This is a genomic window from Hymenobacter arizonensis, assembly GCF_900115775.1.
In the GTDB taxonomy this organism is placed as follows: domain Bacteria; phylum Bacteroidota; class Bacteroidia; order Cytophagales; family Hymenobacteraceae; genus Hymenobacter; species Hymenobacter arizonensis.
Genome location: NZ_FOXS01000010.1, coordinates 57889 through 70359 on the forward strand (window position 1 = coordinate 57889; position 12471 = coordinate 70359).

Here is a 12471-nt window from a genome sequence, read left to right on the forward strand (position 1 = left end):
TGTTAGAGGCTATTGGGCTTACCGAGCTCGCATTCGCCAATCGACTATACCATTCCGGCCCGCGCCGCCTACGCTGCTTCCGGAGCATCGGAGGCTGATAAGGGACACCTTTTTAAAGAAAATCAGCAACCGGCTTCGCTCCGAGCAGGACGGAAACCTTTGGTCAATGCCGTCATTCGCACAAATAAGAAAGGGAATTTTCTGGGCGGCCGGCGTGCTGCTCGCCACGGCGGCACTCATTGGAATCGTATGGCTGGAACTACGTTTTGTTCCAGACCTGATCGGGGATGAATCCTTATCCCGGTACCTACTGGTGCATTTCATAGTACTTCTCGTCTCGCACGGACTGGTGTATTACGGGTTTTCCCGCCGTATCCCCAGCACGACTTGGTATCACCGCCTCCTGCGAATAGCCATGGGATTCGGCCATGCCTTTGCCTTGCTGCCGTGGTTAGCCCTGCTCCTGCTTTTCGTGAGCGCGAGCGGCAGTTGGAGCCCGATGTGGGGGGCTTAAAGGCGTGTCCCATCCAATACTCCTTGAACTGCATCGCCGCTAACCTGCTTACGGAACCACCGTTTCGGAAACAGGTTAGCGGCGAACGATTCGTGACCAGTAAGAATCTTATCCCGACCACTACGTCACACAATCACTTCCTGGGCCCGAACTTGGCCGGGTGTTCCCAAAAACAGCTGGCGCTGGGTTGCGCTTCGCCCGTCCCGGGGCCTGAACGGGGGCCTTCCGGGTCCGCCGAGCCGCCGACCCCTTACCTTGGGGAACCGCACGGGTGTGCGGCACTGATCACCCTTTATTCGGAATGCAACACTTTCTACCCCTCGCCCCCTCTTTCCGGGCCCCCTTTTTACGGTTCAGCGGCCTCGCCGGGGCCCTGCTGGCGCTGGCCCCCGTGGCCTCCGGCCAGACCTTTGCCCCCGCGGTCGCCTACAACGCCGGCACCAACGCCAACCCGCTCAGCCTGGCCGTGGCCGACGTCAACGGCGACGGCCAGCTTGACGTCCTCACGGCCAATAACGGGAGCAGCGCGGTGGGCGTGCTCCTGAACACCGGCAGCGGCACGTTTCAAGCCGTGGTCCCCTACTCGACGGGCACCGGCAGCCAGCCCTACGCCGTGGCGGTCGCCGACGTGAACGCCGACGGCCGGCCCGACGTGCTGACGGCCAACTACGGCACCAACTCGGTGGGGGTGCTGCTGGGCACCGGCACCGGCACGTTTGCGGTGGCGGTGGCCTACGCCACGGGCAGCGGCAGCCAGCCGGTGGGCCTGGTCGTGGCCGACGTGAACGCCGACGGCCGGCCCGACGTGCTGACGGCCAACGCCAGCACCAACTCGGTGGGCGTGCTGTTGGGCAGCGGCACCGGCACGTTTGCCGCCGTGGTCCCCTACTCCACGGGCCCCGCGTCGCCCACCGCCGTCGCCGTGGGCGACGTGAACGCCGACGGCCGGCCTGACCTCGTCGTCGCCGTCAGCGGCGCGGTGGGCGTGCTGCTGGGCACCGGCACCGGGACCTTCCAGGCCATGGTCACCACGACGGTGAGCAATTCGCCCGGCAAGCTGGTGCTGGCCGACGTCAACGCCGACGGCCGGCTCGACGTCGTCACGGTGAGCGACAACGGCAGCGGCTCGGCGGGCGTGCTGTTGGGCAGCGGCACCGGCGCGTTTGCGGCCGCCGTGAGCTACGCCACGGGCAGCAACACCCTCCCCAACGGCGTGGCCGTGGCCGACGTGAGCGGCGACGGCCGGCCGGACATCATCACCGCCAACCCGGGCAATTACACGGTCGGGGTGCTGAAAAACAATGGCAACGGCACGTTTGCCGCCGCGCAGCCCTTTTCGGCCGGCAGCACCATCCCCGCCCCCTACGACGTGGTGGCGGCCGACGTCAACGGCGACGGCCGGCCCGACCTCGTCACGGCCAACGTGAGCACCAACACGGTGTCGGTGCTGCGCAACACGGCCACCTTCCTGGCCACTCAAGTCCCCGCCCTCCCGGGCGCCGTGCGGCTTTACCCGAACCCCGCGGCCCCCGCGACGGCGTTCGCCGTCACGGGCCTGCCCGCCGGGGTGCGGCGCGTCGAGGCGGCCTTGCTCAACGCGATGGGGCAGGTCGTGGCCCGCCTCGCCGCGCCCGCTGCGCAGGGCGCCGCCCACGCCGCGTTGCCCACGGCCCAGCTGGCCGCGGGCCTGTACCTGCTGCGGTTGCACGCGCACGATGCCCACGGCACCCTGGTGGGGGCGCTGCCGTTCCAGCGCCTGCAGGTGCGCTAGGCGCAGGGAGGCCGGCCCCCGTGCCGTTGAGCCGGCGCAGTCGCCGGGGGCAAGGCCGTCGCGGTCCCGGCCGCGGGCTAACCGGTTTTTGCGGTTTCCCCCGGTGCCGGCGCGTCGGGTTCTCGGCAACGTTCTGTCCCCGCCGAAGGCCTCAGTGGCCCCGCCCCTGCGCGCCCCGAGGCGCTTTTGGGGCCCAACCCTGCCGCCGCTGGCACCCCGCGGCCGGTGCTGGCTGGCGCCAGCACCGGCCGCGGGGGCCGGCCGCCCGGGCAACGGGCGGGCCCCCATAGTACCATTTCTACCTGGCGGCCACGTATATTTGTTAACTTATTTCTTGCCATTCTTTTATTTTATTCCACTGCTCGTTTCGTTCGTCTGCTTATGTCACTTTTTACGTTGCGGGCGTGGGCCCTGGGGCTCGCACTGCTCCTCACCAGCCGCTTGGCCGGGGCACAGCAGTTGGCCGTGGGGGCCAACTATACTTTGTCCGTGCACGCCGACGGGACGCTCTGGGCCTGGGGTTCCAATGCCCAGGGACAGGCTGGGCTGCCTAGCACCACCCTCTACCAGCCGACTCCGGCCCGGGTGGGCACGGCCACCACTTGGCGGCAGGTAGCGGCCAGCGGCTACTGCTCGTTGGGCGTGCGCACCGACGGCACGCTTTGGGCCTGGGGCGAAAACCTCTCCGGCCAATTGGGCTTCGCCGCCCCCTCGGGCCCGGTTGCCCCCACGCAAGTCGGCACGGCCACGAACTGGCACAGCGTAAGCGTGGGCACCACCCATGTGCTGGCCGTGCGCACCGACGGCACCCTCTGGGCCTGGGGCCGCAACGTCTACGGCCAACTGGGCACCGGCGCCACCCTCCCCGCTAGCGGCGTGCAGGCCACGCCCCTGCAAGTGGGCACCGCCACCACCTGGGCCAGCGTGCAGGCCAGCAGCGGATTTAGCCTGGCCTTGCGCGCCGACGGTACGCTCTGGAGCTGGGGCTACGGCGCCGACGGGCAACTGGGCCTGGGCACGACCACCGACCAGCACCAGCCCACCCAGGTCGGCACGGCCACGTGGCGCAGCCTGGGCGCGTGCACGGGCACCATCCACGCGCTGGCCATCCGCACCGACGGCACCCTGTGGGCCTGGGGGAACAACTTCCGCGGGGCCCTGGGCACGGGCACCGCCGCGTCCGCCTACGCGCCCGTGCAGGTGGGCACGGCCACCACTTGGAAAAGCGCCACCGCCGCCTACAACCGCAGCCTGGCCGTGCGCACCGACGGCTCGCTCTGGGCCTGGGGCGACAACACCTGGGCCGCGCTGGGCGTGGGCAACACGACCCGGCAGCCCGCGCCAGTAGCGGTGGGCGCTGGGGCCCAGTGGCAGGAAGTCAGCACCGGCGGGTACACGACCCTGGCCCGGCGCGCCGACGGCTCGCTCTGGGCCTGGGGCCGCAACGCCCACGGCCAGTTTGGCGACGGGTCGGGCCTCGGGCTGGTGCCCGCGCCGGTGGGCACGGCCACTTGGCAAAGCGCCAGCCTGTACACCTCCTTCACCGTGGCCGTGCGCACCGACGGCACGCTCTGGGCCTGGGGCAACAACAACACCGGCCGGCTTGGCACCAACGAGGAGGACAATATCCTCGGCAGCCGCGCGGTGCCCACCCAAGTGGGCACCGCTACCACGTGGAAACAGGCAGCGGGCGGCCTGATGCACGCCCTGGCCCTGCGCACCGACGGCACCCTCCACAGCTGGGGCAACAACCGCCAAGGTCAGATCGGCCTGGGCAACTTCCTGCTCGAGGCGTACTCCCCCCGGCTGGTGAGCGGCGGGTGGGCCACAACCCCGGGCAGCTTCGCCACCGGCGACTTCCACAGCCTGGGCGTGCGCCCCGACGGGACCCTCTGGAGCTGCGGGTTGAACCGATACGGCCAGCTCGGCGCCGGCCCGTTGGGGGCCCAGCGCACCGTGCTCGCGCAGGTGGGCACGGCGAGCACCTGGCGCAGCGTGGCCGCGTCGGACGCCTACTCGCTGGCGCTAAAGGCGGACGGCACCTTGTGGAGTTGGGGCGCCAACACGTACGGCCAACTCGGCGACGGCACGACGGCCGACCACACCGCGCCCGCGCAGGTGGGCACCGCCACCACCTGGGTGGCGGTGAGTGCCGGCCGGTACTACGCCCTGGGCCTGCAGGCCGACGGCTCGCTCTGGGCGTGGGGCTCGAATGCGTACGGCCAACTCGGCACGGCCAGCGCCGTCAGCGCGCTCGTGCCCACCCCGGTCGGCCCCGGGGCCACGTGGCTGAGCATGGCCGCCGGCGACGGCCATACCCTGGCCATCCGCACCGACGGCACGCTCTGGGCCTGGGGCCGGAACACCTCCGGGCAGTTGGGCCTGGGCACAGTGGAGCTCTCTCGCCCCCCCGCGCAGGTCAGCCCGGGAACCACCTGGCAGCAGGTGGCCGTGGATGAAAACCACTCGGTGGCGGTGCGCCAGGACGGGACGCTCTGGAGCTGGGGCGACAACCAGTCCGGCCAACTAGGCAGGCTCGACTACGCGGCCCTGCCCACCCGCATTCCCAGCGGAGGCACCGCGCTGGCCGCGACTGCTGCCACGGCGGGCCCGGCGTGGGCGTTGTTTCCCAACCCCGCCCGCGACCGGGTCCAGTTGCGGCACCTGCCCGCCGGACCGGTGCGCGTGCGCGTGATGGACGCCCAGGGCCGGCTCGTGCGCACCGCCACCGAGGCGACCGTGTCCACCCAGGGGCTGCCCCCGGGGCTTTACCTGCTGCACGCGGCCGCGGCCGGGGCGGCCCGCACCTGGCGCCTGGTGGTGGAGTAGCCCCCGTACCGGGCCGGGGCCATCAAGGGCAAAATGGGGGACTGCCACGCCGCTCGGGGGGGGGCGCCGCCGCCCACCGACCCACCCGGCGGCAGCACCCGGGGTAGCTGATTGAACCCTTTTTCGGTACGGCATGATTTGCTTAGCTGATTTACGCCACGCGTCCCCGGCACTTAATTATGAAGGTTAAGGCAGTCCCTCCGCCTTCCCTTCCTTGGCTCCTGGGCGTGCTCGGGGCCACCCTGGGCCTGTGCGGCGCGGTCGGCCTGCAGGGGATGAGCCTCAACTGGGACTGGTTGATGGACCACTTCCACACGCCGGTGCAACTCCTGCTCTTCCATACGGCCGTGCCGCTGCTGCTGCAAGGGGGCGTCTACTTCCGCTTCACGCGGGCGATCCCGCACGCGCCGTCGTGGCGCTACCGCCTGTTGCGCGGGGCCATGGGGGTGGGCCACTTGCTGGCGTTGGGGCTGGCGCTGGCCTTTCTGGTTATCATCGCCAGTTCCCTGTCGCCAAAACCGTTGTGGGGGGCCTAAGGCCCTGCCGGGCCGCCCCGCTTGCCCGGGCGGGAAGCGCGAAGAGTGCCTCGTCCCGTTCGGCTCGTAGCCCCCCCCCATTCGAGCCGGAAGTTTGCCGACGAGGAACTTAGCCCACGTAACAAACGCAGTAGTGGCCGCCGGCACTGGCCTGCGCCAGAAACTGTTGCAGGTAGTGAAATTCTTCTACCAAGGCGTGCTCGTTGAAGCCGTTGTTGGCGTCCGCTTCCCGGTTCCATATTTCCGGGTAAATGCCTTCGCGGTTTAACTCGTCGGGGTCGAACGCGTGCCGGACGTCCGGGTCGGTGATGGTCGCTACGTGCGTCGCGAGGGCCTGCACCGTGGCGGGGTCGTGGTAGTACACCGCGGTCCCGTCCAGTGGCGCGTCCGGCGGCAAGTTATCCCAGTCCAGGTGGGCGTAGTCGAGCTCCTCCCCCACGAACAGCAGGGGGTAGAACAGGCGGGACAGCAAGTCGGCGGCGGCGGGTTTTGCCTTGCAGAGCACAAATTGCAACCCCTCAAAGGTCTTATCAAAGCTGGCGGACGCCACGGCGACCCGGTAGTACTTAAACGACGCCGGGTCGGCAGCCAGCTGGTCAAACGTGCGCTTATCCAAGCTATGCAATACCGCAGACAGTCCCATGAGCGATTACAGGGTTAATAAGTTCTGCACAAACTTACTGCTGCTGCCGGCTCATGACTACTTAAGCGATTGTTGAGGGGCTTAACCAATTGTTTTACCTATTAGAAACCACCGTTTGCTTGAACGAGTCATTGGAGCACCGATTCGCCCTCCCCGGCACCCTTAGGTGGCACACATAGTAAAGAACGGGTACCTTAGCCCTTGCGCTTATGAACTGGCCGCCGAAGCGCACGTTCTGCAATCTCTCACCCTATGCGGCATATTCACGCCGGCCTCCTGGCCTCCGCCTGGCTGCTTTTAGCCAGCTGTTCACCGCCTCCGGAAGAATGCTTGCCGGCGGACCAATCCCCGGAGCACACCGTTAAGAGCTTCCTGTTGCGCTTCAAAGGCTACCATCAGCGACACCCTTCTTTCGCCTGGACGACGGGCGGGTACCCGGACCCGAATCCGAACAGCTACTACGTCCTCAACGAAGCGACCGTGGCGGCCTACATCGACAGTGTCGCCGCCTGCGGGGCGGTGTCGGCCACGTACCTGAACGGACTAAAACGGCACTTCCGCCAAATTGGGGAAGAACTGGCCCGGACCAAGCAGCGCGAGGACGCCATCCTCAGCCAGGGCTACGACCCCGTCATTTTTGACCAAGACCTGTACGACTACTACGACACGGTCGATACGGCGCGGGTGGTGCTGAAGCATTCCACGCCGCAACGAAGAAGGTACTTGGTGCACACCGGCGTACCCCTTTTGGTTACGGTGGTCGCGGCGCCAACAGGGTGGCAAATTGATTCCATTCGGTCTGTTCGACTGGAAGAAGTAGAATAGCTGCGTGTTGCTCGGAAAAAGAGGGGAACGGCTGCTAGAATTAAGTAACGCTCGTTTTACTGAATGGCTGCGTTTACCTTCGGACCGTTAGGTCGAACTTTTGCGTTATTTAGTTTCTCCTCTTGGCCAGTGCTTAACCCGTTCCTCCCGATGAACCGGAACTATGCGTGTTGCGCGGGCCTGTTACTCCTCCTGGTAGGAAGCAGCGCCCGGGCCCAGACACTGCCCAAAAAGCCCGTGGACCAGCCCTTGGTCGTCCGGTCTTCCGCTCCCGGGCCGAAGCCTGCCCCCTGCCCCCCCGCGCGGCTGCGCCGGCGCCCCCCGCAGCTCCTGCCCGCCGTCGCCACCGGCAGCAAATCCCGGGATGCGCGGGTGCACGCGCAACTGGAAGCGGAACTTGCGGCGGTCGAAGGGGAGACGCACGAATGCACCGTGCGCTTTTTCGGCCAAGGGCTGCTCAGCCTGTGCCTGGTCGGGGAAACGGCCGGCATTCCCCTCCACCGCGAGGTGCGCGTGTGCACCCTGGACCTGTGCACGGCCCAGCCGCTGCTGATGGCGGAGGAGTTGGACCCGCGCCGACGGACCGCGTTTCAGGCGGAGGCCACCCGCCGGCTGCACCACCTGTTGGAGACGTTCATCCAGGAGCAGGGGGACCTGGACGAAGCGGAGAGCGCCGACTTGCGCGCGCAACCGTTTGAGCTCGACTCAGAGCAGTTGGAGTTGGCCCAGGGGCAAGCGGTCTTTCCGACCCGAATCCGCACGCAGTCCCGTTTTGTCAACCAGTTCTTCGCCGGCGGGGTTGGCCCCGCGTTCAGCTTTGCCGAACTCCAACCCTACCTGCGACCGGAGAGCCCGTTGCGGCGCCTTGTCCAGCCGCCAGCAAGGCCCACACCCGGTCGCCCACCCCGGACCGGGAACTGATGAGCGCCAGCGCCGGCTAAATCAGGCGAGTCGTTGGTCAATGTGCAGGCTCCTTCAACTGAACGGCGAGAGTTTACGGCACTAACGTTAATGTGAACGAAGCACGCGCCAGGTTTTCGTCTCCAGCGGGTATCTTGCCTCCGTGAACTTCCTTGCGAAATCCCGTCGCCGAGCGGACCGGTGGTGGACCGGACGGGTACTGCGCACACCGGGGCTATACTGGGTCGAAGCCGCTGCGCGCCGCGTGGCCGGACCGCGGGCTGTATGGGACGGGTGGGACGTGCGCCCCTGGCCCGCCACGGCGCTTTGGCTGGCGCTGACGGCCGGCTTAAGTGCGCTGTGCGCGGGGTGGTTCTTCCTGTTCCCCGACTTGCCGCTGGAGCACCAGACACCCGGGCGAAACGCCCTGTGGCGTGTGCTCGCCCGGGGGCTGAACCACGCCGACAACCCCTACGCGGCGGCGCACGAACTCGACGGCTGGCGGTTGGCCGTCTCGGCGGGCTACAACGCGGTGGTCGGCGGGTGCTATACCCGCCGGCTGCGGCAGTCCCCCACCAGCTTTCGCGAAACCCTGCGGGTCGCCATGCTCATCGGGCATTTGGTCTTTTTCCACGCGTGGCCCTTTTTCTTCTTGCTCTACCTGATGGGCCCCAAAGACCCCACCGACGCGGGCTTGTTCGACGATTTTTAACCGCCCGTTGTGGTGAACTGCTTAGTTGGTGGCACATTTTGATTACGATCAGCCTGCGACAACCAAGACCATGGAAAACGCCTTGCAGTTAGCAAAAGAACTCAGCGCAAAAGAAAACAAACGCCTGCTGGCTACGCTTCACGCGCCTTTTCGCCCGGATGTAATGGCTGAATATTTTGTGCATGCGTACGACTTGCCCGATGGGCGGGTCTTGGTGGATTGGCAATCGCACGGGCACCTGTTTTTGAGCGTGGAGCACCTGCGGGAAGTCTACGGGCCGCGGGAAAGCCGCGCGGAGGCCACGCACCTTTTTGCGGGCATTTGCACCTTTTCGCCGGATTTTCCGGCCCAGGCGCCCGCGGCTGCCGCGCGCCTGCTGCAGCAACTCGGCCTGCCCGACCGGAGCTTGGACCCGCCGGTTCTGCGGGAAGTGGACCGGGCCTTGAACCGGCGGCCGCGGGCGGTTTCGCTCGCCCCGGACGAGTTGTTTTGGGGACTGGTGGCGCTCGTGGGGGAAGTCCTGCGGGCCGCCTTGCCCGGCGCCTGCTGGCAGATGCGGCCCGCGCGTGGGTTCGACCTGCTCGAGCCGGTGCTCCAGCGGGCTCCTTTTCGCACGCTCGACCCGGGCTTGTTGGTCTACAAAGAACTGTACGAGTACGCGCTCGAGCCCCGCGGGCGCGTTTGCTTGCACGACCACGTCAAAGTTGAAATTGCCACGGCGGGTCTCCCTGGCTAACAAAGCACCCCGGGTCCGCAATGGAGAACAATACGCTCTAAGCGATTTCGACCGTTTAATTGAACACGCTGCTCACGTGATGACTTCCCCGTTTGGCTTCGCCTTCTATGTTTTGCTAAACTTTGCTGCCCTGGCCCAGTCAGGGGGGCGAAGGCGCGGGATGGTTTGCGTTGATGACCGACTTTTGGTCCGTACTTGCCGCTCCCATTTCCAGGCTTCCGCCCTCGACTAACCCACCCCGAACGATGAGACGAGTACTGCGTGTGCTGTGGGCGCTCCTGGCCTGGGCCTGGCTAGTGTGCGCCGTGCTGACGGTGCTCGAGCTGAAGGACGTCGTCCAGTTCGCGACCCCGCAAGTGGGGCGGGTGGTGCGCGCGGCCACCTGGCTGTTGGTTTTTCCCGCCAGCGGCTATTTTGGCTGGAGTCGCTGGCTCGGCGGCAGCCTGTGGGCGGGCCTGGCGGGCGCGGTGGCCGTGGGCGGGGTCACGTTTTTCATGGGCGGCATCCTGTTGATCACGGGGCTGGTTCGTTTTTTTGGCGGCGGCTCCGCGTGGCACACCACCCATGTCCACACCCGGCGGGGCGGGGTGTTTTACGTCCAGCAAGCGACCCGCGACCAGGCGGTGCGCGACGTCGTGCTGCTGCCCCTCACGCCGTGGCTGAACGTGCCGTTGCCGCCCGCCTGGTTTGCGGTGCAGCGCTGGGCGCCGGTGCACAAAGCCTTCGCCTACTTCGGGCCGGACTCGACGCAGCAAGCCCGGGAGGACCAGCGCGCGGACCGCTTCCGGTACTGCACCCGGCAAAACGCCCGGTTCGACAGCCTGGACCGCCAGGGCTTGCTGCCCCCGCAGGTCTTGCCGGCGGCCACCCAGCAAGGAGCGGGCACGTTCGGCTGCCGGCTGGGCCCTCGGGTGTGGAGCGTCCCCCTGCGGCCCGCGCCCGAACCGATTGACTGCTCAACCACATGGAGCGGCGCGTGGACCGGCCGGGACGACTCGACGCACTTCTACCTGAACGCGACCCGCATCTACGAGCACCTGCAACTGGTGCTGCCCTACCCGTTGCCGCGGGCCCCGGGCACCTACCCGGCCACCCTCTACGTCATGTGGCCCTGGCAATCGCGCGGCCCGCAGCACCCGACGTGGCGCTCGGCGCCCCGCTCGGTCCGGGTCACCCTCACGCGCCTTGACACCGTGGCGCACGTGATTGCGGGCACGTTTACGGGCACGCTGTACTGGCTGGCCCCCGACGAGGAAAAGCCGGGCCAACCGGTGCCCTACCGCCGCAGGCACCGCGTACCGGTCCGCCAGGGCCGCTTCGACCTGCGGTACACCCCCGGCATCGGTCATTTCCGGCCGTAGCGCCGTTTTCTAGCGGCACGTCTCGCCGGGGAAACGCCCCTCCCTCGCTTTTCGGACCGTTAATCCTATGTTTACCTCTGCCTCGTAGCTGAGGTTGCTGCAAAGGAAAAGGGAGGAGTAAGATTCCACCGTTTTCGGGGCGTTTGAGCTCGTTTTACATGACCATCCCCTCCCTTTTCCAGGGCTACTTTGAACAGTTCCATGAGGCCTGAGAGCCTGTATTAGGATAGCAAAAGATTCCCTGGAAGTCCTTTTCAATCATTTCGACCACTTCCACCTGATTCGCGATGGATTCCCACCCCCCTTTCCCCATTGTCGGCATCGACGTGAGCAAAGCCACGCGGGCCGTCTGTTACCAGGTACAGGAGCAGGTCAAGCACCTGGAAGTCCGCAACGACAAAGGCGGCTTTCAGCAACTGGTGCAGGCCTGCGGAGCGCACTGCCGGTTTGTGATGGAAGCCACGGGCACCTACAACCTGGCCTTGGCCTATTACCTGCACGAGCAGGGCGGGCAGGTGGCCGTGCTGAATCCATTGGTCATCAAACGCTTCATTCAGATGCATTTGAGCAAAGGCAAGAGTGACCGCAAAGACGCGCAGTGGTTGTTGCGCTACGGCCAGCAGCAACCCTTGAAGGTCTGGCAACCGGACGAAACGGTGCTGGTTGAGTGTCGGCAGCTCGAACAGTCGACCGAACAGTTGCTCAAGCAAAAGCGGATGGTTAGCAATGCCTTGGAAGCTTTGCAGCGCCAGCCCGTCATCAGCAAGCTGGCCTTGAAACGCCTCCAGCAGACGTTGAAGACCTTGACCACGCAAGTAGACGCGGTGGAGGCCGAACTGCTGCTGTTATTAGAACAGCGCTTTGCTTCCGAAATGACGTTGCTGTGCTCCATTCCCGGCATCGGACGCAAGACCGCCGGCATGCTGCTCCTTTTTGCTGGGGGCTTTACACGCCTGGACAATTACCGCCAACTGATTGCCATGGCCGGCTTATCGCCCCGCGAGCACACCTCCGGCACCCGCATCCGCGGCAAGGTGCGCATCACCAAGATGGGAGGAGCCTTAATCCGTGGTAAGCTTTTCAGGTGCAGCTTCTCGGCTAAGAAAACGAACGCGGCCTGTGCCGCCCTTTTCGACCGACTGGTGGCCAACGGAAAGAACAAGAAGCTGGCCCTGAATGCCGTCTGCAACAAGCTGCTCAAGCAAGCCTTTGCCATCGTCAAATCGGGCATTCCCTACCAAGCCGATTTTTGCTCAAAACTTGTCCTCACCGCTTGATTTTTAACACAGTTCATGTAAACAAAACGTCACCGGGGAGTGAAGGGCTTGCGCTACCCGTTGACCATCTTGCCGTGGCCCTTCAGGGATTCGGAGATGGCGTAATAAAGCAAGCAGTAGCCGACCACCATCGTCAGGTACACGCCGCCCAACACCCGTTGTCCCCGCACCAGGTAAAAGAGGCCGAGCACGAGGTTGAGCAGGAAGCCCATCACGTTCATAACCATAAGGACCCCTACCATGGCGAGGCCATGCGATTGCGCCTCCGCGAAAAAATAAGTGATCAGTGCCACGGCCCCGTTCAGCAGAAACGGAATAAAGTACTTCATTGACACGGTCATGAAACAGGGGCTGTTAAAAGGGAAAT

At 65.9% G+C, this 12471-nt stretch carries 12 protein-coding genes; 10 read left to right on the forward strand and 2 right to left on the reverse strand.

Features of this window, described 5'->3' with window-relative positions; all coding sequences use genetic code 11:
• Nucleotides 1-166 precede the first annotated feature (166 nt).
• The 4 genes from BMZ66_RS23465 (at nucleotide 167) to BMZ66_RS23480 (ending at nucleotide 5650) form a co-directional block, all read left to right on the forward strand.
• Entirely contained in the window at nucleotides 167-514 is a 348-nt protein-coding gene (locus BMZ66_RS23465) for a hypothetical protein (protein WP_092678822.1), read from the forward strand.
• A gap of 301 nt (nucleotides 515-815) precedes the next feature.
• Entirely contained in the window at nucleotides 816-2285 is a 1470-nt protein-coding gene (locus tag BMZ66_RS23470) for an FG-GAP repeat domain-containing protein (RefSeq protein ID WP_092678823.1), read from the forward strand.
• Between the two features lie 381 nt (nucleotides 2286-2666).
• Complete coding sequence (locus BMZ66_RS23475; RefSeq protein ID WP_092678824.1) at nucleotides 2667-5114, forward strand: RCC1 domain-containing protein; 2448 nt, start codon at nucleotides 2667-2669, stop codon at nucleotides 5112-5114.
• A 227-nt stretch (nucleotides 5115-5341) separates the two neighbouring features.
• Nucleotides 5342-5650: a hypothetical protein gene (locus tag BMZ66_RS23480; protein ID WP_092678825.1), complete on the forward strand. Its 309-nt coding sequence runs from the start codon at nucleotides 5342-5344 to the stop codon at nucleotides 5648-5650.
• Between the two features lie 109 nt (nucleotides 5651-5759).
• Here the strand turns inward: BMZ66_RS23480 and BMZ66_RS23485 are convergent, their stop codons facing one another.
• Nucleotides 5760-6293 (reverse strand): DUF1877 family protein, encoded by a 534-nt coding sequence (locus BMZ66_RS23485; RefSeq protein WP_092678826.1) that lies wholly within the window; start codon nucleotides 6291-6293, stop codon nucleotides 5760-5762.
• Nucleotides 6294-6545: 252 nt separating this feature from the next.
• Here BMZ66_RS23485 and BMZ66_RS23490 point away from each other — a divergent pair, with 252 nt between their 5' ends.
• From BMZ66_RS23490 to BMZ66_RS23515, 6 genes are all read left to right on the forward strand, one after another.
• The gene (locus tag BMZ66_RS23490) at nucleotides 6546-7118 is read left to right on the forward strand and encodes a hypothetical protein (RefSeq protein ID WP_143080395.1); all 573 of its coding nucleotides are present in this window, start codon (nucleotides 6546-6548) and stop codon (nucleotides 7116-7118) included.
• A 237-nt stretch (nucleotides 7119-7355) separates the two neighbouring features.
• Nucleotides 7356-8039: a hypothetical protein gene (locus tag BMZ66_RS23495; protein ID WP_143080396.1), complete on the forward strand. Its 684-nt coding sequence runs from the start codon at nucleotides 7356-7358 to the stop codon at nucleotides 8037-8039.
• Nucleotides 8040-8181: 142 nt separating this feature from the next.
• On the forward strand, nucleotides 8182-8730 hold the full coding sequence (locus tag BMZ66_RS23500) for a hypothetical protein (protein ID WP_143080397.1): 549 nt from the start codon (nucleotides 8182-8184) through the stop codon (nucleotides 8728-8730).
• Between the two features lie 70 nt (nucleotides 8731-8800).
• Nucleotides 8801-9466, forward strand: a complete 666-nt coding sequence (locus BMZ66_RS23505; protein WP_092678830.1) for a hypothetical protein — start codon at nucleotides 8801-8803, stop codon at nucleotides 9464-9466.
• 245 nt (nucleotides 9467-9711) lie between these two features.
• On the forward strand, nucleotides 9712-10827 hold the full coding sequence (locus tag BMZ66_RS23510) for a hypothetical protein (protein ID WP_143080398.1): 1116 nt from the start codon (nucleotides 9712-9714) through the stop codon (nucleotides 10825-10827).
• Nucleotides 10828-11114: 287 nt separating this feature from the next.
• Entirely contained in the window at nucleotides 11115-12104 is a 990-nt protein-coding gene (locus tag BMZ66_RS23515; RefSeq protein ID WP_092678832.1) for an IS110 family RNA-guided transposase, read from the forward strand.
• A 53-nt stretch (nucleotides 12105-12157) separates the two neighbouring features.
• On the opposite strand, the gene BMZ66_RS23520 is transcribed toward BMZ66_RS23515, so the two are convergent.
• Nucleotides 12158-12433: a hypothetical protein gene (locus BMZ66_RS23520; RefSeq protein ID WP_092678833.1), complete on the reverse strand. Its 276-nt coding sequence runs from the start codon at nucleotides 12431-12433 to the stop codon at nucleotides 12158-12160.
• Nucleotides 12434-12471: the final 38 nt, after the last annotated feature.

Bases quoted from the DNA above. Each gene is read 5' to 3' on its own strand.
- BMZ66_RS23465 (WP_092678822.1), top strand. From the start codon at position 167: ATGCCGTCATTCGCACAAATAAGAAAGGGAATTTTCTGGGCGGCCGGC.
- BMZ66_RS23470 (WP_092678823.1), top strand. From the start codon at position 816: ATGCAACACTTTCTACCCCTCGCCCCCTCTTTCCGGGCCCCCTTTTTA.
- BMZ66_RS23475 (WP_092678824.1), top strand. From the start codon at position 2,667: ATGTCACTTTTTACGTTGCGGGCGTGGGCCCTGGGGCTCGCACTGCTC.
- BMZ66_RS23485 (WP_092678826.1), bottom strand. From the start codon at position 6,293: ATGGGACTGTCTGCGGTATTGCATAGCTTGGATAAGCGCACGTTTGAC.
- BMZ66_RS23490 (WP_143080395.1), top strand. From the start codon at position 6,546: ATGCGGCATATTCACGCCGGCCTCCTGGCCTCCGCCTGGCTGCTTTTA.
- BMZ66_RS23505 (WP_092678830.1), top strand. From the start codon at position 8,801: ATGGAAAACGCCTTGCAGTTAGCAAAAGAACTCAGCGCAAAAGAAAAC.
- BMZ66_RS23510 (WP_143080398.1), top strand. From the start codon at position 9,712: ATGAGACGAGTACTGCGTGTGCTGTGGGCGCTCCTGGCCTGGGCCTGG.
- BMZ66_RS23515 (WP_092678832.1), top strand. From the start codon at position 11,115: ATGGATTCCCACCCCCCTTTCCCCATTGTCGGCATCGACGTGAGCAAA.
- BMZ66_RS23520 (WP_092678833.1), bottom strand. From the start codon at position 12,433: ATGAAGTACTTTATTCCGTTTCTGCTGAACGGGGCCGTGGCACTGATC.